Annotated in this window: 23 protein-coding genes; 9 read left to right on the top strand and 14 right to left on the bottom strand. The window is 38.5% G+C overall.

What is annotated here, in order from left to right:
• Positions 1-14: 14 nt before the first annotated feature.
• Complete coding sequence (locus tag R2S57_RS10950; RefSeq protein ID WP_316845006.1) at positions 15-425, bottom strand: plasmid mobilization protein; 411 nt, start codon at positions 423-425, stop codon at positions 15-17.
• A 1,257-nt stretch (positions 426-1,682) separates the two neighbouring features.
• Between R2S57_RS10950 and R2S57_RS10945 the strand changes: the two genes are divergently transcribed.
• A complete protein-coding gene (locus R2S57_RS10945) occupies positions 1,683-2,126 on the top strand; it encodes a hypothetical protein (protein ID WP_090985798.1) in 444 nt (147 codons plus the stop codon).
• Positions 2,127-2,193: 67 nt separating this feature from the next.
• On the opposite strand, the gene R2S57_RS10940 is transcribed toward R2S57_RS10945, so the two are convergent.
• A complete protein-coding gene (locus R2S57_RS10940) occupies positions 2,194-2,469 on the bottom strand; it encodes a helix-turn-helix transcriptional regulator (protein WP_090985930.1) in 276 nt (91 codons plus the stop codon).
• Positions 2,470-2,764: 295 nt separating this feature from the next.
• Between R2S57_RS10940 and R2S57_RS10935 the strand changes: the two genes are divergently transcribed.
• The 4 genes from R2S57_RS10935 (at position 2,765) to R2S57_RS10920 (ending at position 5,674) form a co-directional block, all read left to right on the top strand.
• A complete protein-coding gene (locus R2S57_RS10935; RefSeq protein ID WP_090985800.1) occupies positions 2,765-3,886 on the top strand; it encodes a hypothetical protein in 1,122 nt (373 codons plus the stop codon).
• Between the two features lie 147 nt (positions 3,887-4,033).
• On the top strand, positions 4,034-4,606 hold the full coding sequence (locus R2S57_RS10930) for a hypothetical protein (protein ID WP_090985803.1): 573 nt from the start codon (positions 4,034-4,036) through the stop codon (positions 4,604-4,606).
• Positions 4,607-4,742: 136 nt separating this feature from the next.
• Complete coding sequence (locus tag R2S57_RS10925) at positions 4,743-5,180, top strand: MauE/DoxX family redox-associated membrane protein (RefSeq protein ID WP_090985804.1); 438 nt, start codon at positions 4,743-4,745, stop codon at positions 5,178-5,180.
• A 107-nt stretch (positions 5,181-5,287) separates the two neighbouring features.
• Positions 5,288-5,674 carry a hypothetical protein gene (locus tag R2S57_RS10920; RefSeq protein WP_090985806.1) on the top strand — a complete coding sequence of 129 codons (387 nt, stop codon included), beginning with the start codon at positions 5,288-5,290 and terminating at the stop codon, positions 5,672-5,674.
• 57 nt (positions 5,675-5,731) lie between these two features.
• On the opposite strand, the gene R2S57_RS10915 is transcribed toward R2S57_RS10920, so the two are convergent.
• The 3 genes from R2S57_RS10915 to R2S57_RS10905 are packed head-to-tail and all read right to left on the bottom strand — an operon-like array spanning position 5,732 to position 10,947.
• Positions 5,732-7,090 (bottom strand): RagB/SusD family nutrient uptake outer membrane protein, encoded by a 1,359-nt coding sequence (locus R2S57_RS10915; RefSeq protein ID WP_159435273.1) that lies wholly within the window; start codon positions 7,088-7,090, stop codon positions 5,732-5,734.
• Positions 7,091-7,115: 25 nt separating this feature from the next.
• On the bottom strand, positions 7,116-10,370 hold the full coding sequence (locus R2S57_RS10910) for a SusC/RagA family TonB-linked outer membrane protein (protein ID WP_316845005.1): 3,255 nt from the start codon (positions 10,368-10,370) through the stop codon (positions 7,116-7,118).
• A 10-nt stretch (positions 10,371-10,380) separates the two neighbouring features.
• Complete coding sequence (locus R2S57_RS10905; protein WP_090985812.1) at positions 10,381-10,947, bottom strand: TlpA family protein disulfide reductase; 567 nt, start codon at positions 10,945-10,947, stop codon at positions 10,381-10,383.
• 610 nt (positions 10,948-11,557) lie between these two features.
• Between R2S57_RS10905 and R2S57_RS10900 the strand changes: the two genes are divergently transcribed.
• From R2S57_RS10900 to R2S57_RS10885, 4 genes are all read left to right on the top strand, one after another.
• Positions 11,558-11,821: a helix-turn-helix domain-containing protein gene (locus R2S57_RS10900; RefSeq protein ID WP_090985814.1), complete on the top strand. Its 264-nt coding sequence runs from the start codon at positions 11,558-11,560 to the stop codon at positions 11,819-11,821.
• A 111-nt stretch (positions 11,822-11,932) separates the two neighbouring features.
• Positions 11,933-12,661, top strand: a complete 729-nt coding sequence (locus R2S57_RS10895) for a LytR/AlgR family response regulator transcription factor (RefSeq protein ID WP_090985817.1) — start codon at positions 11,933-11,935, stop codon at positions 12,659-12,661.
• Between the two features lie 193 nt (positions 12,662-12,854).
• A complete protein-coding gene (locus tag R2S57_RS10890) occupies positions 12,855-13,991 on the top strand; it encodes a sensor histidine kinase (protein WP_139222304.1) in 1,137 nt (378 codons plus the stop codon).
• A 49-nt stretch (positions 13,992-14,040) separates the two neighbouring features.
• Entirely contained in the window at positions 14,041-14,604 is a 564-nt protein-coding gene (locus R2S57_RS10885) for a hypothetical protein (RefSeq protein ID WP_090985821.1), read from the top strand.
• Between the two features lie 166 nt (positions 14,605-14,770).
• On the opposite strand, the gene R2S57_RS10880 is transcribed toward R2S57_RS10885, so the two are convergent.
• The 9 genes from R2S57_RS10880 to R2S57_RS10840 all read right to left on the bottom strand — a co-directional run bounded on the left by R2S57_RS10880 (position 14,771) and on the right by R2S57_RS10840 (position 20,498).
• Complete coding sequence (locus R2S57_RS10880; RefSeq protein ID WP_090985931.1) at positions 14,771-14,950, bottom strand: histone H1; 180 nt, start codon at positions 14,948-14,950, stop codon at positions 14,771-14,773.
• A gap of 244 nt (positions 14,951-15,194) precedes the next feature.
• Positions 15,195-15,986 (bottom strand): PRTRC system ThiF family protein, encoded by a 792-nt coding sequence (locus R2S57_RS10875; RefSeq protein ID WP_090985823.1) that lies wholly within the window; start codon positions 15,984-15,986, stop codon positions 15,195-15,197.
• The gene (locus tag R2S57_RS10870) at positions 15,983-16,699 is read right to left on the bottom strand and encodes a hypothetical protein (protein WP_090985825.1); all 717 of its coding nucleotides are present in this window, start codon (positions 16,697-16,699) and stop codon (positions 15,983-15,985) included. Before R2S57_RS10870 ends, R2S57_RS10875 begins: the two co-directional genes overlap by 4 nt.
• Positions 16,674-17,831, bottom strand: a complete 1,158-nt coding sequence (locus tag R2S57_RS10865; RefSeq protein WP_316845004.1) for a hypothetical protein — start codon at positions 17,829-17,831, stop codon at positions 16,674-16,676. The genes R2S57_RS10870 and R2S57_RS10865 overlap by 26 nt, the downstream gene beginning before the upstream one ends.
• Positions 17,832-17,850: 19 nt before the next feature.
• Positions 17,851-18,069 carry a PRTRC system protein C gene (locus tag R2S57_RS10860; protein ID WP_090985829.1) on the bottom strand — a complete coding sequence of 73 codons (219 nt, stop codon included), beginning with the start codon at positions 18,067-18,069 and terminating at the stop codon, positions 17,851-17,853.
• Positions 18,070-18,087: 18 nt separating this feature from the next.
• The gene (locus R2S57_RS10855) at positions 18,088-18,624 is read right to left on the bottom strand and encodes a PRTRC system protein E (RefSeq protein WP_090985831.1); all 537 of its coding nucleotides are present in this window, start codon (positions 18,622-18,624) and stop codon (positions 18,088-18,090) included.
• Entirely contained in the window at positions 18,621-18,845 is a 225-nt protein-coding gene (locus R2S57_RS10850) for a hypothetical protein (RefSeq protein WP_090985833.1), read from the bottom strand. Before R2S57_RS10850 ends, R2S57_RS10855 begins: the two co-directional genes overlap by 4 nt.
• A 43-nt stretch (positions 18,846-18,888) precedes the next feature.
• Complete coding sequence (locus tag R2S57_RS10845; RefSeq protein ID WP_090985835.1) at positions 18,889-19,974, bottom strand: DUF932 domain-containing protein; 1,086 nt, start codon at positions 19,972-19,974, stop codon at positions 18,889-18,891.
• Between the two features lie 68 nt (positions 19,975-20,042).
• Positions 20,043-20,498, bottom strand: coding sequence for a single-stranded DNA-binding protein (locus R2S57_RS10840; protein WP_090985837.1), 456 nt, complete (start codon positions 20,496-20,498; stop codon positions 20,043-20,045).
• Positions 20,499-20,828: the final 330 nt, after the last annotated feature.

The raw sequence follows: 20,828 nt of genomic DNA, 5'->3' as shown, positions 1-20,828 counted from the left end.
AACTTTACATCAGTTTAGCTCCCCATCAACTTTAATATTTTTTTTATTTCCAGGTTAAGATTTTTTAAAAGAAGAGAATGCTTATCAAGTTCTTTACTATACCGTGTAAAAATTACCGGGGAGAGCACCCGCTGCTTGTTTAATATATTTGCATACCTGGCAAGCTGATTAATATTATTTCCGGTTCTGGAAAGTTCAAGTCCTATCTGATCAATGCTGGCTAAAACTGAACGCCCGTCAAAAATTAGGGCTACGTTAACTTCAAGCACTCGTTTTCTGATTATATCAGTCCTCTTTAGCCCAAGAAGTTTTTCAAGGGATAAAATGAAGATAAATTCTTCCTCCGAAAACCGCACGCTCAACCTTTTGTTTCTCTTACCGTCTTTGAGAAAAGGCCGACCAACCTGTTTGTTCTTTCTTTCCATCCTGATATCATCTAAAAGAGAAAATGAGTTGCGAGTTTTCTCAGCCCCCAATAGCTCCGCTATGGGGCAAGATTCTTTTTGTGGGAATAATCCACAGGATTATTGTCAGACAAAAAGACATCTTGCGGGTATAAAAAAACTAAGATTTTAATGGCAAACCAAACCAGCAGTATTAGGTGACCACTAAGATGGCGCACAACTTTAGCTGATCTGATTTGACATCATCATTTCCTAGATTGATAGGTCTTACTTTAACATAAATCCGTATTGCATGAATTTGAAGCCCAAACATACTTGAGGCGTCCAAATTCCGGGACCAGCGAATGATTCTTAAAATCAAGACACAAAAAAAGGGGCCAGATGGCCCCTCCTACCTAAACTAAAAACTAAAACAAAAAACAAAGTTTTTAAAAACGGTATACCGGGATTACTCACGTAAGTCCATACGGACCTGGCCGTCGCCTGCCTCTGCGCTTTCGTATTATTGATACAATCTCAACTTCGCAAGAATTTTCCGTTCCTCACGGAAAAATGCTTCATCCCACAATTTCAAAGAACCGATGCTATGCACCTATCTATCTGCCAACGGCAGATAGAACTAATATCGAAAGCAGCTATAAAAACAGCTTCCATAAAAGCAATGCTCAACTTGATCGATTCTGACGAATCTCACTAAGCAGGGCATTTGCTCTCTAGTTATTTCGTTAGTGGCAAAACGGGTTATTCCGTTTCATTGACCAAACGTATCCAGTAATTTAGAGTGATAAAATTTTTGACCTGAATTGGCCTAAATTGGCCGCTAAATGAACCTAAAGTGACCTAAAAGTTCTTTTTCCCCGTCGTGCCATAACCTGTAATTAACATTGTGGCCGAGGTAAACTGGGAATAGATCATCAAGAATTCGGTAAGTGGACCTTTTTAAATCGCAGTGCTAAGTGCACAAATTGATTGATATCATAAGCTTATAAATTTTTCAAACCTTAGCCACAGCTAATAAAATTAGCTCTTTAGAATGTCAGATATATTCATTTTGATCCGCTATTCACGGATGCCAAGGATCTATTCAAACTGATTATTCTGGAAGAATTAGGCTAATAAAAACCATGGATGGAAAGTGAAAAAGACAAAGCTTGATGCTAACAAACGCGCGCATTTGATCTATATTTTTTTTATATTGCATCTGAAGGTTACTATATAACAATATGGCTTTTCTACTTTAATACGAAGGGAAAATTATTTAATCTATAATTAAATGTTATGGGTACATTCAGACTACGTTTTGAAAAAGGAAGGGATGATTGGGAATACGGCTATATCACCCTTAAGATTCTGCAAAACACCAATATTATTTCCGGATCTAAACAAGGTGTGGTAGTTGTTACCACCTATGAAATTCTAGATAAGCAGGATGAACTTAACGAACAGCTTTATAACGGTGAGGCAACCTTAAATTATAGACAGACCCTTTATTTTATCCAGGCGACCGATCATATCTCAAAAATACTCGTTTCAATGGGTGAACCTTTATACTCAAACCTTTTTTCCATCGTGAATGGATTCACTGATCGCTTTAAAAACTTACAGGAATTTGAAACATATTACCTTGACTATTCTACCGGCCTGTTGGCTTTGGTAAAAAGAGAATTTGATAAAGAGCCAGAACTCAAGGGCGCACTGGAAAAATTGCTTAACGACGAATAATCTAGGATTACCACCTAGCTAGATCTCGCCTCAAACTTAAGAACTTTCTCAACTGATACGTAGTTACTTATACCCGCCCCCTCCTTTTACTTTCCAGGAATTCCTCTTGCAGTTCACTTTTGTAGAATCTATCTCCACCGGGAAGCTTGCTGGGTTTTAAAATTCCTTTCCTGACCTTTCTCTTGTAAGTACTATCACTTATCCCAAGATACTCCATCACTTCAAGCCGCGTTAGCATTTGATCCTCGGGCAGTGTTAGGTTGCCATAGGACTTGGAATATATAAGTTGCATAATTTCATAAATTTTCAGCAAGACGTCAAGGATTGCATTCAATTTTTCCATATTAAGTTCCATTAGTTTCAGAAAAAAACCTTTATTTTTATAACCAATTTTTGTTACAAAAAGAAGAAACTATGTCTAATACGTCAAGTTCTAGAAAGGTGGTAGAAATTACCACCCCCCACTAATTTTGATCTAAAACAGAAATCTTGAAAATTAATTATAGAGCTTGAAAGTCTGTTCGTCACGGCAATAATTACCTTCTAAACTTCTACCATTATCCCTGGTGTAAAACAATTTCAATTATTAGAAGTATCAGATAATTTTAGGTTTTTATAACCTAAATGCATTCTCATCCATGAATATCGAACTCGGCTACCTCTATCAGATAATTGATTCAATAACGAATAAATCAATAGCGTTTGCACCAGAAGACAATAGTGAATCTGATATTTTGAATGAGGTAAACAGATTAAAACAAAAAATTCATTCCTGTGTACCGGAGAGCAAATGCGGTTTACAAGATTTTATTCATCTACAGTTAACATCCATTGGCAGAATGATAAACCAGATTGAGGATGTTTTGAAACAAGGGATTGAAAGTGAAGATCATCGCAAGCTGTTAGAAGTTATGTTGTTTTCACTTGAAGAACTCTTAAATTATCTATGGAAATACTATCCTTTAGAATTTGATCTTTCGATTCAGCCATCAACCTCAGCAATGGAAAAGTATCAGCAGGAAAATCAGGAAAAAATTGATGCTGCTCTACATTATATAAATTATCTTGAAATCAGTCAGGATCTAAAAGGAATTATCAGAGATACTCTTTATCTTAAGCTATCAGGCACTACGACTTATAAGTGGATTTCATTTAATTTAGAGCTTATAAATTATCTTTGCGACAACAATGATACCCAGCTTTCAGAAGAAGCTATCATTGGAAGGCTTATTTCAAGACAGTTCAACCATCCCCGTTTCTACGAATTCTGCCACACAGTTGTTATCGAAAAACTCAATAGCCTATCAGCAATATCTGATCACTACCGGGAACTAATTTACATGCGTAAATCCCTAATTCAGATCCCTGCATTTGCTGTTTCCCTATATTCGCCTTTCTCTGAAGCAATAAAAGATTCGCTCTTAAAATTGTTTGATTCTGAGCTTGAGTTTCTAAAAGAATTAGATTTTATAAATACTGAACTGGTAAATTCCGGACTCTTGGATTCAACATACAAAGTGTCACTATCAGTAAAGCAATTGGCCTTTTATATCTTTCTGAATGTTGAGGCTGGAATTATCATAGAGCAAAAGGCGACACGCATACATCAGTATGTCATATCACATGTAAGCACTGCTGAAAAGCCTGAAATTTCAGAAAAAAGTTTTAGCAATGGGTATTACGTACATAATCCTGAAGATATCCGTAGAGTATCTGAAAAATTGGCAAGAATGCTTGCGATCGCTCAAGAAAAATACTAAACTTATTAAAAACTGCTCCAGCTTGCTAAAAATTATGTCTGTAGAAATAAATTTTATTGCGTTCTAGTACGAATTAACAGGCAGGTGGTGGGGGTGGTAAATTCTACCACTTGACCGGTAGGCTTCATGTTGTATAATTTTACATTTATGAATTTTACAACATTTTGCAAGCATCTTGAAGGTTATGGCCATGTTTCCTCTGCCCTAAAGGCCTATCTTAGAATTGCTTTAAAAGACCATAAACTCAAAAACAATGAGTTGCTTGATGGAAATTTGCGCAATAGTTTTCCAATTATATTTGTGAGACGAGGATTATTAAAGACTGAGCTTGAAAGCAAATTAGATCCAGGAAAAAAAATGCTCAGATTTCATTTCGAAGGGTCAATCGTCCCGAATTTGATTGAAAAAAACTTTAATGATTTTAAACTAGAAACCTCTGGTCTGGACGACACCACAATTATGGTAATTTCTAAAGGTCATACACAGAACTTATTTAAACTCTTTCCCGAATTCAATCAGCTGATTACAAATTTATTAGATGAAGTAATATTGGAACATTTTCATCAGACATTTGACACACATCATCTGAAAGGCGAGGAACGGCTGGAGTACCTGTTAAGAAAACATCCCGACATTTTTCAATTGGCCCCGGTCAATGATATTGCAGCATTTATTGGGATGCATGCCAATACGCTCAGCGGGTTAAAAAATAAAAGCTAAATTAATTATGTGCATTTCAGGCATTTTTCTAATGCAGATTAGGTTATTTATTTAAAAAGATAGCTTTTTTCTAATTATCGTTAGCTGCCTTACCAACTTTAACTTATGAGATTTGCTTTACAAAAAGAAGCAAATCATGAAAGATCAATATATAAAGATCGCAACCAGCTTATTAATAATTCTCTGGATTTACACTGCAGGATCTAAGCTTATAGATTACCAGGATTTTAAGCACCAGTTGAGGCTCCAGCATTTTTCATCAACAATGATCAGTATACTGCAGTGGGCAATCCCATTTATAGAGATAATAGCTGCAGCCCTATTGACCTTCTTGCAAACGCGAAGAATTGGTCTTTACCTTTCTACGATTCTATTAATTGCATTTACCGGATATATAACATTAATACTAAGTGGATTTTACATAAAAACACCATGTAGCTGTGGTGGCATTTTAAAATCAATGGGCTGGCGTACACATTTGGTATTTAATATTTTCTTTCTCCTGCTAAATATTGTAACCGTCTACTTTATACATTCTAAAGAAAGGAGGCCAGGAAAAGGATTTGCAATTTGAAATGATTACAGTCTGGAAGCCTTTCTGTTATCGATTACAATAATTTGAACCATAATTCAACTAAACTTTTTTGGATATTTTTTCAAGCAAAAAATACCTACTAAAATATGAATACATTACGCAAAATAGGCTTTGGAGCCTACGCATTACTGTTAGGTTTAACAGTTTTGTTCACGCAGTCTGCATTTAAGGCTGCGAATGGTAAAATTTCAAAATTTGAAGCTTTTACCTTTTATTATCATGGTCCAGCAACTTACACTATCAGTGAGGTTGAGGATGAAAACAATTGGAGCACTACTCCTCCAGAAGACGAATGCAGTGGTAATGATAAAGCTTGTGAGATCACTATTGATCGTAGTTATGTGAATAATCCAGACACTGCGCCAACAGTAAAATCCACTTTGAACCTGACTGCGGGTTTAAGTTCAGCCAGTCTTGCCCGTGTAACCGGGTCTTCGGACGGGTCAATGACTTACGCCAATAATCAGCAGTAAATGAAACTAGGGCAGGACTATCCAGTCCAGCCCTGTTTCCACTATCAATTAACTAATCTAATTTTGTTGCAATCCCTGCTCAATGATGTCAGTTGGCAATGGCAAAGCATAAAACTTGGAATTTGGCTCAAGAGAATATATAACTCCATTTAATGCCCGCTTAAGTGTAATCCCAGCACCTTCCACGTTATATCTTTTGATGTCAGCCCATCTAATATTCCTCATAAGTAATTCCTTCCGCCGCTCTTCCCTGACTTTAGAAAGTGCATCAACTTTCCCTATCGCTGTGACAGGTATAAAAGGAACTGAGTTCTTCCATCTTTTTTTCCTTAATAAATTCAGATCTGTCAAAGCTGCTTCTATATTTCCAAGGTAAGCATTCGCCTCTGCTCTATTTAGGATCATCTCATCCGTTGCCAAACCACTAAAAAAAGTTGTTGAACTTGAGGCATAACTGCCCTTGAATTGCTGATACTGACCATTCGGCCTAAAAAACGCTTTTTTGCGCAGATCATCTGCACTATAGGAGTTGTATAACAGGGTATCAATTTTCCCTCTTGAAGTTGAATGAATTGAAAATCCGAAGTTAAGTTCTGTGTAGAAAATAGTTTCTTTATTAAACCGCTTAAACGGGACATTTAGATCAATCCCCAATAAATCAGTATCTGAATTATAATCTATCAAACTTGACTTTATTTTCAGGCATTCATCGGCATATTTAAATGCGGCAGCGTAATCACCCATGTAGAGCTTCACCCTGCTCAATAAGGCAAACGCAGCTGCCCTGGAAGGCCTTAAGGTATTCTCTCCTACATTTGGCAATAACAATAGCGATTCTTCAATATCCGAGATAACCCTATCTAAGCATTTTTTTACCGTAGCCCGCTCCGATTTGACATTAAAATCGGACGATAGTCTCAAAACAATTCCCAGATCCCTTTCTGAAGTTGCCGGGTTATATGCTAAACCGAATGTTGTAGTCAAGCAATAAAAATAATAACTTCTAAAAAAAAGCGCTGATCCTTTAATATTATCCCACTGTTTTGAGTTTAAGTCATCTCTAGGAATGGTGGGTAGTATCTCAAGACATAAATTGGAATTATACACTGGGAGATAGGCGTCTGACCAGTCATTCCCAAATCTATAGTCTATAGATTTCCAAAGATATACGTCTCTTAGTGTCTGGTTAAATCCACTAAGTGTTGTTGGGAGTAGAAAAAAATCATCTGCTTCGCTTTCTCCATAAGATGGAGTTCTCATCAGGTTCATAGTAGCGCCATCGTCAAGCATTCCCTGGAGGTCGTCTACAGTTTTTGGAACGATTAGTTTGGCATCAGATTTTTTATCGAGGTATTTGTCACAACCAGACAAAATGTTCATGCCCACTAGTATCAATAATATGCTGAATCTGTACATAACGTTTATTTTAAAATTTTTAGCATTAAAAACTTCCCCTGATCCCAAATGTGTAACCCTTAAATGGGTTGATGCGCCCAACATAATCAGGATCGATACCATCCTTGTTTGCCCTCCAGATTATCCCAAGAGATGTGGCATTAAAAAAAAGATCAAAAGTTCGAAACGGAAATCTCCATTTACCCGCATCGAACCTATATCCAAGATTGACATAATCTAACCGGATATTATCACCGCGAATTATGTTGACCTCTGAATTTTGGTAAAAAGAATCACTTAGACCATTTATTGGATAGATAAATGCGGGAACATTGGTGAACGATTCATCCCCCGGCTTCTGCCAGCGCTTCTCATAATCAGCATTTCCAATTCCAGAATTCACTAGAGAATTATAGGAAATAGTCTCTTTTCGCGCGAAATACCCAAACCTATAACTCAGGTTAAAAGATAAAGTTATGTTCTTGAAATTAAACGAATTGATCAAAGAGCCAAAGTAAACTGGACTTGCTGGGCCTATGTACCTGATATTGTCGCCATTTAGATTTCCTTCCGCAGAAATTGCAGCATAATCTGTACTTACGGCTCCCTTTAAGTAACCTTGTGGCAGGCCGCTGGAATTGAGTCCTGCCCACTTATATGCTGCTATTGCATACAAGGGTTTTCCCTCAATGGGTGTAATAGACTGTCCAGCACCCAAAAGCCCAAATATCCCTGTCACACTCTGCCTGTAATATTTAACAGTTTTATTTTCAGAGTAATTAAAATATAGGTCCGTATCCCATTTAACATTACCCGATTGAACATTGAGGGAATGAAATTCTGCATCTACACCATAGCCTTTCATATCAGCCACATTTCTGGTAACATCAGCGGCTCCGCCCCAAGCCGTATAATCGAATGGAGTGAGTCCATATAGATCAGATCCCCTTTTTATGTAATAAGCAATTGAACCTTTAATTCGATCCTTTCTGGTTGCAAAATCAATTTTTATATTTAACTGGGAAAGCTGTTCCCATTTGAGATCGGGATTATTGATCGTTCTAATCCTGACGTATGGTAGTCCAGTAATCGCATTAGAACCATAAAGCCCCACAGGTGATGCCGTTCTTGAAAGGTCTACATTGCCACTATACCCAAATGTTGATGTTAGCCTTAGTATGGGAAGCTCTCTTAAATTATAAAAATTCTCGTCAGAAATAGTCCATCCTAATCCAGCTGACCACAAAGGCTTCCATTTATCATTGGTATTTGCCCCAAAAATATTTGAGCCATCTTTTCTAACACTTGCAGATACTGTATATTTTCCTTTCAGAGAATATACAGCATTTCCGTACAGACTAATAAAACGATAATCAAGTTTTGTGAGTACGTCACCAGAGCTAATCTGATTGGTACTTCCAGTAATAAAATTGGGAAAACTATTAATGTAATCTACGTTCCCGTATGTCAAAGGATCGCCATTATACCCGTAAAATAAATTAGTATTACCATCGGTTCCACTGTTTCTCGCCTCTGCGCCGACAATAATATTAACAGAATGGACACCAAAATTTTTAATTCCATTCAATTGGAATCGGTAGGTCGCAGAGTTAATGTTATTCTGTGCAACCCGTGATATACCTCCCTTGGGAATATTATATTTCACGATACCTGTAGATCTGTTTAATTGGGAATAACTGTTAACAAGATTTCTTGCGTAATAACTGTTTACTGAATAGTCATCTGTTGAGATTTCCTGCTGAAACTGCTGCTGGTATGTAAGATCGGCCGAAAGGAAGGATAGAATTTTATAGTTCAATGATATTGATCCATAGATTTCCCTCCGCTTCTGTTTAAATATTGTATTTTCATATTCATTAGCAGGATAATATTTCCAATCCAACAATTTACCGCCGCCGGCAGTATCAGTATATATTTGCCGATAAACCTGAGCCAACGGAATAGCATTACCCAATTCATCTTCAAATTTCAGATATGTCGGTTGCCTACCTGCAGAACTTAAGCTGCCATAAACGGGTCTTCCATTTTGGAAAGAAGCGGCTGTGAGTAAGATATTGGTTGATAAGGTAAGCTTTGAGCTAACCTTATAACTATGCGCAAAACGTAAGTTAGTTCGCTGAGTGGAGGAATAGCTTTCATCAACCGTCTGATCATGACCTGCTGAAAGTGAGTAAGAATTATTAATAGCTCCCCCCCTTATTGATAATGCATACTGTTGGGTTACGGCGTGTCTGTAAAATGATTTCAGATAGCTATCCCTAACATCTTTGCTTCTTAATAAATCAAGTTGCTTAGTAGCCTCTACATTTGTTAACTTATTAGATCTCAAAGCCAATAATATTTCTACAACAGGGGTCAAAGCCTGATATCCAGTATTAATACGATTGTCAAAAAACCCTTTTTCAAATAACATTTTTTCGACGTCTATATAATCACTCGAGCTCATCGTCCTAAACGAACCTAAATTGGGTTTTTCGTTAACTGTCGTGTTTGCATTGAATGAAACTACGATATCCTGATTATACCGACCTTTTTTGGTAGCGATAACTATAACGCCATTTCCTGCTCTTGCACCCCAAATAGAAGCCGCTGATGCATCTTTAAGAATGGAAATATCCTGAACATCAAAAGGATTAATGTTATTGATATTACCCTCATATATAAATCCATCAACCACGATCAGAGGATCAAGAGGACCATTGATGGTGCCCAGACCACGGATGGATATTCCGGTTGTATTTTGTGGGTTCCCATTAGCTTTCCCAACATTCAGTGTTACACCTGAAGTCTGACCTATAATTCTGTCCAGAATATTGGTTCCCGTTCTTGCATTTAACCTTTTCTCATCGATTACAGAAACACTGCCATTTACCTCATTAGGTCTTACCCGTTGATAACCTGTACTAATCTGCACATCACCAAGATCACGGATTTCAGGCACCATTTTAACTGAGAGATATCTTTTACTTTCTTCAGGATTTCGGATTATTCTACTAACTGTAATATATCCGACTGCATTAAATCTTAACGTATCTGGCAATCTTCTCAACTCAACAATAAAACGTCCAGTTGAATCTGCAGTACGTGTACCGCCTGAACCAGAGCGCAAAATGACATTAACGCCTTTCCCATCTGGAAGAAACACCTGGCCTTTTATTATGTTGCGTCCATCCTGAGTCAGGGGATTCTGAGCAAATACAGAGGAAACTGAAAGCAGGGTCATCAAAAATGCCATGATCCATAGTGCTTTATTACTTAGTCTGTAATTACTAAAATTCATCTTTACCATATTATCTCTCCTTTACCGGTAAATGAAGATTCAACCCAGCGATTAATCTTGAAATGTTTTCTTCCTTCAGTTCGTCTGGGCCAGTAATTGCTTTTATTCGTTGATCTGCACCGATCCATACATAATGAGGAAATACATTATGAGGAAACCATATCCTTGTGTTTTTTGGTTTTAGAAGAATAGGTAATGTTATTTCCCGGCCCTCACTTTTTCTTTTTTCCAGAAAGTCCATCAGGATTTTCTCAGTATCCCTTTTGGCATCATCCACTAAGATAATGGCTAGCCTATCCCCATATTTCTTTTGAAATTCCTGCATGTGGGGAGTATATTTAAGGCATGTACTACACCATGTTCCCCAGAAATCAAGAATAATAGCCTTACCCTTATAATCCGATAATTTTAAAGTTTTCGAAATATGGTTGTAAACTGAGTCGAACATAAGATCAGGAACCTTATCTCCGATTACAAAGGCTTCATTTTTAACATTTTGTTGGTATTTAAGCTGAGCATTAGCTTTAAAAAATAAGCATAGCGTAGCCATAGCGATAAATAATATCGTTTTTTTCATGATTTGTTAGTTAGTTGATTAAATGAAACTTTTCCGGTGAATCCGGAAAAAATTAAATGCTCACAGGAGGCCAAGAACCAATACTAAACCTATATTAAATTAAGCACTGCCTCCTGTAGGCACAGGGGGATCACTCAGGGTTTTTAGGCTTTAATGCATACATCCTATTAAAGGGACAGTAGCATAAGACAATTGAAAAATTTAATAAAAATTTTAGAAAATAGAGGACAAAACCATACAATCCATTCTTAAAACAATGGTTAGTTAGTTCTGAATTGTGATTGTCTATTTTCATCCTCGTATTGGTTATACGAGTCTTGGTGATTGAGTTCAATAAATGTGAGAACTACCAACCGTGGTGCAATAAAGTTTCTGACGCCTTAAGTGACACGGAATTACAGCAGTTCCCACATCTATTTCGAAATACAAATATATTGATTTCTACACATAGATATGGGTATTAAACTGCTGTCCTACGTCACGGCGTCAGAAATTGCGACCGCAAGACTCTTATTAATACCTAATTAATATATCTCAAATATACGAAAAATATCAAAAACCCTACTATAGTAGGGCAAACATTTTTTTGTTTATTCTTTACTTAGTCAAAATGGGTAAAGCGTCTGAAATAGAGCAGTTTGTAATTGATAAAGTGAGGGAAATCAGGCTTTTAAAGAAGTATGGTCAAAAGCAATTATCGCTTGAAATGGGGCTGAGCGGAAAATTTGTTGGAAACGTTGAGAGTACGAAAACCGATGATAAATACAATTTAAACCATTTAAATAAAATTGCCGAAATCTTGGAATGTTCCATAAAGGATTTTTTCCCTGATGAACCGTTCGCAGGAGACCTGGAACGAATTTACCCTAAATAAATGATCATTTAAATTGTAAATTAAACCGCTCTTCGACTATCCTTATTGTTTAATCAGTAAAACTAAATCAATGAAATAAAAGAAAAATTAAACCATCCCAAACTACCGCTTATGAAAAACAAAATCAGATGCGTCATCATTGATGATGAACGCCATGCCATTTTGCTACTCACCACTTATATCAGTTCTATTCCCAATCTTGAACTGGTCAAAACATTCAACAACCCTCTAGAAGCATTATCCGGAATATGTATTGAAGATGAGATCGACATCATATTTCTAGATATTGAAATGCCCTATCTTACTGGACTGGAACTGGCTCTCGAGCTAAAACCTAAGGTCAGGTCGATAATTTTCACCAGTGCATTTGACCGATCTCTTGAAGCTTTCGAAGTTAGGGCTACACACTATTTATTGAAACCTATCAAACTAGCCAAATTCACCCAAATAGTTGTTGGAGTGATGGAGAACGAACTCTCCTTAAAGCAACAACCTGGAAAAAATATCAAGTTTTATAAAACGGGCGAAAAGGGGAAACTTACACGATTGAAAAAGCAGGACATCCTGTACTTTGAAGGTGCAAAAAATTATGTTACAATGGTAACTTCCAAAACTGAACAACTTGTTTATCTGACATTGAAGGATGTTGAAAAAATATTCAGCAAAGATCTTTTTTATAGGGTCCATCGATCACATATAATCAATGCAAGAAAGATCCAGAAAATTGTTGGAAATACGATAAACCTTGGACAGGGCCATCAGGTTCAAATGGGCGAAACCTATAAAAAAGGTCTCATAAAATTTCTTGAAGAAAAAACTTTGCTTACCGGCCGGATTTAGCAAGATTGATCAATTAACGGTTTGCATCTGCGATGCCTCCAGTAATAGTAATGAGGATACTTGATGTAGTCGGATCAGTACCATGGGAATTTCGGTTCCCTGCCGAGCTAAAGACAAAAACTGTTTTTTTCTTCAGCCGCTTTTCGGTGCGTTTCATAGCTTTTTTTTTATGAAACTAGCCGTGTTTTAAAGCTTGAAAGAAGTTATTACACCAGCAGTATTAGAGGTTTTACCAAATTATATTATGGCCGTGATGAAGCACTTTACGATTTTACTATCCAGGTATAAAATCCACTTTCTGAGCTGGGCACTTTTCATCAGTGCCGAGACAGGTATAATCGGGTTGGCTACTGGAGTATTCGGGGATGCCAAGAGTTATATCTATCATTATATACAGAACATAGGCTTATTCTATCTATGTGCGCTATGGCTGTATCACCGGATTTTTCAGGTTAGAAATAATTGGATATGGAAGCTGCCAACTTTTTTGGGGGCCGTCTATTTTTTCTACCTATTTACGAGCTATGGCATAGACACGTATCTTCTGAAAGAAACCACTTGGTACAGTTATCACAAAATAAGCATAGGTAAACCGTATATTTTCAGCCAGCTATGGAGATCGTTGATCTTTATGGGAGCAGCAGGATTTTATTACCTCTTTCTTGTGCATCTAAAAGAGATAGAGGTTCGTAAGAAAACGGAAACGGAATACTACCAGAGCATTCTTTCCGAACGCGAACTTCAGATAGAACTGGCAAACGCGAAAAACTCATACCTTAAAGCGCAGATCAATCCCCATCTACTGTTCAATGTCTTAAATTTTATCTATCAGGACGTTTATGGTAAATTGCCGAAATCAGCAGAAGCGGTTATGCAGCTTTCCGATATTATGCGTTACAGCATTAATTGTGAGTTCAGTGAGCAGACCGTCCCTTTAAAGGATGAACTGGAACAGATAGACAGGCTGATTATATTGCACCAAACCCGGTTTGAAAATGATATATGCATAAATTTTACTTATCCTGCGGAGTTGGTATCCAAGAATTTTATTCCACTGGTGCTCGTAACGCTGGTAGAAAACATCTTTAAACATGGTATTTTTCAGGACCCTGAAAATCCGGCCAATCTTGATATCGGCCTGATAAATGACCAGATCGTAATTACTTCTAGAAATCTTCTCAATAGAAAAAAAACGTCACAAAGTATGAATAAGGGACTGGATAATATCAGACAGCGGCTTAAACTGATCTATGGTAGTAAGGCATCAATGGAATACAGCACTTCTGAAGGGATATTTGATGTACGGATTATCGCTCCCCTATTAGATTGATTTATCAGGAACCTCCATCTGTCAATAATACATTAAAAAACACCACACCATGAAAAAATATATCATACCCACCGTTTTATTTTTGCTTCCATTTTTTGCAAGTGCGCAATTGCCCGCAACCCGGGTAATTAACTTTACCTTGCGGACGGTCGAAGATGGGCTTATCCTGGTACCACCAAAAGGAAAATATAATCCTGTTACCGATAGTCTTGATAAGGTTCTGAAAAAATCACCAAAAGACACAACCGCCCTCCTCTACCGATCACTGTTATATTATAGTTATAACCAGATGCTTGCTGCACCCGCGCAAAGGACTAAGGGAACTTTAGAGAATCTGACAATAGCAAAAGATATGATTGAGCTGGCAATCAAAGAAAAAATACTTGATTCACGTGCGAAACTCTTACGTGCACAGATCTATAGCGAACTTTGTTTCAGGTTTAGTGGGGATGAAAGCTGGATGTTCAGTGCCACACAAATTGCATCAAGAAAAAAGCTGTTCAACACATATAAGTTAGCTGCGAACAAATATTATGATGAACTTGGCATAGCTGATAAGAACCATGCCTACGAATATTCCAAGAAGAAAGTGAATTACAATTATCCTTTATGATATTATGCTTTCCCACATTCTATTGCATTGCTAATTTTCACAAATTATCGTGCTGGATTATGATCTAAAATTGGCAATATTTTAAATATCACAAAGAAGGTTTTTATTAACTAAACAAAAAACCACTGATGCTGATCAGTGGTTTTTATCCCAAAACAGTTATTGTTTATTTTTCGCTGTTTTTCTTTTCTGTTACTTCAGTTCTGATATCCTGAGCTAAAACCTTTAAGTCCTGCATTGCTTTGCGCACCCGTGTACCGGCAGCTGCATTTCCATTGTCATAAAATTTTGCAACATCAGCCTCAACTGAAGCGATCACTTCCTGTACTTTTTTGAATTTATCCATTACTTTTCTTTTTTTGCGGTCAAAGACCTCACTGTTAATTGTTTTATCTTTCAGAATTGATTCCAGGGCCAAAACTAAACATTTCATCCAAAAAACCAACGGCCGACAAATGTCACTATTATGTGTATCACGGGTAAACTGATTTTTTCACACGGCAGTCTGTTTAGCCTTGAAATGTGGGGGGCAAAAACAGCTGCCGAAAAACGGGCGGGCGTAGCCCGCCGCCGGGCGATTTGGAATAAGTTTATACCGCTATCGGCTGTGATCTGAAACCTCCCAAACTGAGAAAACACCCTCTGTGTTCTATGATGCCCACCCTTAGCATCTGCCACAAAAGAGATGCGGCCATATTCACGAGTGCAGAATTTATAAAAAGATCCTGCTTTCCAAGGGCTTCGGCTAAAGAGCAGCTTGGTTGATTATCCAGTTCTTCTCCATTCTCTAACATTACTTTATACTCATTTACCATAGAAGGTAGCATTCCAACTGTCTCGAAAGTTAAAGATTTAGCTTGCTTAATTTCTCCAACGGTGGATAGCACAGCCTGTCCCGAATCCCTGCCATTACCAAGATCAAGCAGATAAATAGCGGAATCACGATCAATGTGGTGTTCTTTCCCCGAATGGAGACTTTCTTCTATTTCAAGCCTGGCCCCAATAGTATCAACGCAAGAAACGGTAATATTAGCCAAACGTTTTTTCGCAGTGCTTATATTATACCCGTAGGGCATAGCCTTCCAATCCGTCCCAAAAAAACGGTTAACACGGTTGATGAGTGCAACTCCTTTATTCAATCCTATCTCATTTTCGGTAAAAAGCTGCCTTGCGAGATTGGCTCGCTGAACTGTATCATGGTCAAATACGTAAACATTCAGCCCTGCATGCCCAAGCACATTTAGAGCATGGTTGATCCTTGCAAGGGCTGTAAGCATCTGACTGCCACTTCCTCCTGCACCGATCAGGTTAACTGAAATAGGATTGGTAGGATTTAAGAGGTAAGGGTAAACAATGTGTACCCGTTTTTTTATGCCATTCATGATAGGATATCTTTAAGTTTTCTGCCATTTTTTTTGAGTATTGAAATAGGAAAATCTGTGACTTTGCCAACCTGCCTTTTCCATAGCTGCACGATGTTACCTTTTACTGGTGAAACCTGCTCTAATAGATGGCTAAAAGCCGATCCGAAAAAATACTTTTCCCACTCCGCCATAAACCGCTCCAATCTACAGTCCTTTGGCACATTGATGTCCACATTGCCCATACATACCCTTCCATCTATGTAACAATTGAAAAAGGGGGCGAAGTATAACGGTGCAGATAAATCAGGTCTGTTTTCTTTGCCCAACGCCCAAACCCACAAATGATTTTTGGTAGCCCTCCACAAAAGGGGCGGCAACATGGCTTCTCCGTCACCGATGCCAAGTTCCTTTTTAAAAAGTAGATGCTGCCTGCACCTTGGAGTAAACCAAACTGCACAACCGTCTCCTGCGGAACTGAAGTAAAGAATATTCTCGGGAATAAGCCCCTCGGGCTGTAAAAAAGCAGTATGTTTTTCTTTATCACTTTTTTTAAGTGATTCCGCTAGTTGCCTGCTCTCCTTTATTGACAACGGATGGGCATTTATTGGTCTGCCTAAGCTGTCCATATCATAACTCTCTACATAATGACTGCCTTCGGCCTGTGACGAGTAGAACAGCAACGCTTTATAAGGCATAAAAATCTGATCAAGAAGTGGTGTTATATTTTTCATTGTGAAAGTCATTTAGATTATCGGATATTTCATTTAAAAGATCAAAGAACTCCTTTTCAAAAGAAAGGTCGTGAACAGGCTGATCCTGCTGCAAATCGAAAAACTGAACGCTTAACGGTTCATCGATAGAATCAAACTCGTTAAGTTCTGCATTGACACATTCAATAATTTGATCGTATAAATGATCAGAATTACTCCACATAAAGGAGATATACTGGTCGGCCATGATTATGTTTTCCCCATCATTACCCTTACAAAACTGATCACCATAAATACTGTCCATTATTGAGCGGTTAGGGTAATCATTCATCATTTTACATACCCTTTGGGCAATGCGGTGAAGTGTGATTTCTGCACTGGTTTTAGGAATGAACTGCTCTTGCCTTTTTTTTAAGGTTTTTAAATTCACCGGATTTTTGAGCCTTTCCAACAACTTTAACCCCTTTTTACGGCTCTGCAAAATCTCATTAAGATAGACTTCCTGTTGACCTAATTCTTCGAAATACTCCGGTTCGCTGCTCCACTCTGTTACATTATCGTAGATATAATATAGATAGCTGCTATCTTCTTCATGATAGGGAACTCCTCCTATCTGATAAAGATATGCGCAGACCGATAACAGCAGTTCAGCCGTTTCCTTTCGGGCTTTATCTGCCAGTAGAGTATTGAGCGGTTCAACTGGCAGATAAAAAAGGGTCATCCCTGTATCAAACTGCTTAACTGTAGTTAAACATGCAAGGCTTTCCTCGATGGATATAATCTTAAGGGAAAGGCTATCATCCAATAAGGCCATTTTTTTGTTCAGTTCAGCGAATGCCAATGCTATATTTTGCGGATATGGACTTTGATTATGGTAATCTATTGCAATACCATATAAGGCACACAGATTTTTAGCGGACTGAAAAAAATCCTTTTCAAATTTCCTCCAATTTTTCAGTTCATGGGGGTAGCTTTTAAGTACAGGTAAGAAATGGTGGTTTAAAAAACCATTTCCGTTAAAATCGGGGGTGCAGGCTTTTTCGGATTGTTTTTTATATCCGATAGATCGGGCGTGCGGTCTAGGTTCTGCGCAAAGCTTGCTAGCTGTTGGTGCAGGTAGTAAGCTTTGGAGTGTGGTGTAGTTCTGAAACATTTTACCCTCCTTTTCATAATTATCCCTTGGTGCCGAGTGTGGTGATAAATCTATATTGCATTTCGTCACCAGTTATTTCGGGGCCTTCAATTTTTGCAGTTGTCAAGATCGGGTAAGTTCCCGAGTAAAAATCCATGACCTGCTCGGGGCTGAATGCTCCCGAGGGGTCGGATAAACGGATGTCCTGTTCCCTAGCTTTAAGAACAAATACCCTTGGCAATATCGTTGCTGTCATCATAACATTATTTTTATGCGTTTACAATAAGGTCAGCTGTTTGCTTTTCCATTCCAATTCTTTCCTCAATTTCTCGATCTCCGCCTTTTTTTCGGGAAAACTTTCTACAACAGGGAGCAGGGCGAGGGCTTCCGAATACTTACAGCCTGCATTGAGTTTGTTGATTTCCGACAGGATGTCCTCAAATTTTGGCCTATCTTCGGTTGACTCGTGTATACTTTCAGTTGCCCCCTTTTTATCGGCAGATTTTTCGATCTTCGGTTTTACCATAATCTTGGCCTTTGCATCCTCAAGCCCTTTATTGTAGGCAGTAAGGTTGGCGAAGAGGTTCTTTGTTTCTTCGATTGGGTGAACAAGGGCATCGAAAATCCCCTCATCAATCTCCTGTGGAGTTCCCCTGTAGACCATCGGCGGGAGTGTGTTTTTATCGTCTCTATTTCCCCCATCTTTTACCACAACCGAAACCACCACTTCGTTTTCTGTTGAAAAGCTTACGTTGAATATCCATACTCCTGTACTATGCAGGCGTTGTATGGCCTGAAAAAAATTAGTCCTCATGACCTGCCCCCCTTGTCTTTACGCAGGGCTATGCCCCTGCTCCGTGAAATAGTATGGTAACCGTTCTGCGCGATTACATCCCTGATAATATTTTCTGCATGACGGATACGTACTGCATCCCCTGCTGAAATACCCATAAGGGTAAGATTTTCAAAATGCTTTAAAGTCTGTGCGATTTCCGCAAGCACCCTTCGTTCTGTTTTTTCTGTCAATATGCTCATGATAAGTGTTTTTTATGGGAGCGGAAGAACCGCTCCCGATGATTTAATTTAACTGAAAGTCTACATTGCCGTTTTTCCCAAGGTCAAGGCAAAGGTCAAAGGCTGACTGTCCCCTCTGCTTTGCTGTTCCCTCAATGATGGATTTAAATTTCGCCTCGCTGTCCTTGAATTTTCGGGCATTCTGATAATAGCCCGTCACGGCATTATATGCCCCGAAAAGGGTGCCTTTGGCGGTATCGATCAGCTGTGATGGTGCGCTCATCGCATAGCTGTAAACGTCATCCACAATATTTTTATAAACACTCGAAGCTTCATCCAGTAATCCCCTTTGCAGTTTGTCCAACACCTCTCTATTTGGAGCCATTGCAACCTGTACCAGTTTTTTAAGGTCTGCATCGGTGATACGCACCTTTGCCCAATGGTTGAAAATCTGCTCCATTTCATCACCTATTCTGCCCGAAATACCCATAAGCGTGTGTGCCTGTTTTAAACGGTCGTTTGCACCCGAAGAATGACGGATTCGGATTGAACTGCTTGAGTTTTTTATGGCAGCATTAAGCGTGTTATTGCATACAATTCTTACAGGGGTAAAGGCAGCTGTAATGCTTCCAAACCCATCGTGAGAGGTGGTGAGAAATAAATATTGTTCAATAAGATCATCTTTGCCCACTTTGATATAGGAGGGCAGTTTGGCGGTGATAAAAATTCGCTCACCTTTTCCCAAAGCCCCTGCGGTTTCATAAAGGATACCCTCGCCTCCCCCAACAATGCTATCGAAGAAAGAAAATGCCTCTGTATTCTGAACTACTTTATAATCCCTGCCCACCACTCCGAGGACTTCCTCTGTATCTGTCCGTACTGTAGAATAAAAATTCGGCACTAATATATCGGGCATAAAGGCATCATTCAGCCCCCCTGCATCTTTGCTCTGAAAAGTAACGAGGTTACGGGAATCAACAGTAAATAGCGGACGTTTCTCTACGTTATAGTCCAAACCCGCAAATTTTAGCGCTTCCGCTGAAGTGGGATAAGATTCCACTATTATACCCAACCCGTGCCAAGCTTTTTCCTTTACCGAAAAAAAACTGTATTTATCTGTTCTGCTGTTATAATTAAGGTTATGTGCCATGATAAAAAATTCTTAAATAATTAATGATGAATAAATTGTCTGTAACTGTAGTATTAAAGCTAAAAGGCTTAAAAAGGCAGGTCACCCTCTAGCCCGTCGAATGTGTCCGTAGGCACAATTTGGACACCCACCCCTTTTACATTTTCTCCTGCTGAACCGTTAGGATTTCTACTGCTAACGGTAGCGCCTTTATTTCTACTGCTGTTACTGCTAACTGTGACAACAGCCCCTAACAGTTTTACCTCGGTAGTATGAAAGGTAAGCGAAGCTTTTGCCTCACCGCCCCCATTGATATAGGCATTTACGCCCACTCTGCCATAAATCTGAACCCAACCTCCTTTTTTTAGGTATTCTGCAATACCTGTGTTCAACCAGTATGAACAGTCAAAAAATGTAGTAATCTTCTTTTGTTCGCCACCACTGCGGTAGCTGTCATTAATTGCAATTGAAAAGTTGACCACTTTCCGTTCTCCGTTCAACGTCTTTACCGTTGCATCTCCTGTTAATCTTCCTGTAATTTCCATGATCAAAAAATTTTAAGTTTTACTTTGTTTTTGTTTCCTTTCCCTTTTTCCAAAAAATCTTTTCAAAAGAAAAAACGGAAAAAAAGAAAGTCCGGAAAAACGGGTGCAGAGAAAACGGAGAGCTATAAGTCCCGGAGGGTGTTCTGGCACAGCCAGAACATTATGCGCTCGCAGAGAAAGGAGCGCCCGAAATTCACGGCCTTTTTATCCGTTTCGATTGGAAAGATTCAAACGAAGATTAACATACTGCAGTCTATCTATGAATACCACTATGTTCTTGGAGATGGTTTACTAGCAATAGCGAAAACCATCTAAATAGAAAAATGAGCA

Origin of the sequence: Pedobacter psychrodurus, assembly GCF_032678585.1 — a bacterium.
Classification (GTDB): Bacteria; Bacteroidota; Bacteroidia; order Sphingobacteriales; family Sphingobacteriaceae; genus Pedobacter; species Pedobacter psychrodurus_A.
The sequence above is the reverse complement of the archived record's forward strand: the minus strand, read 5'-3'. Positions and strand labels throughout refer to the sequence as shown.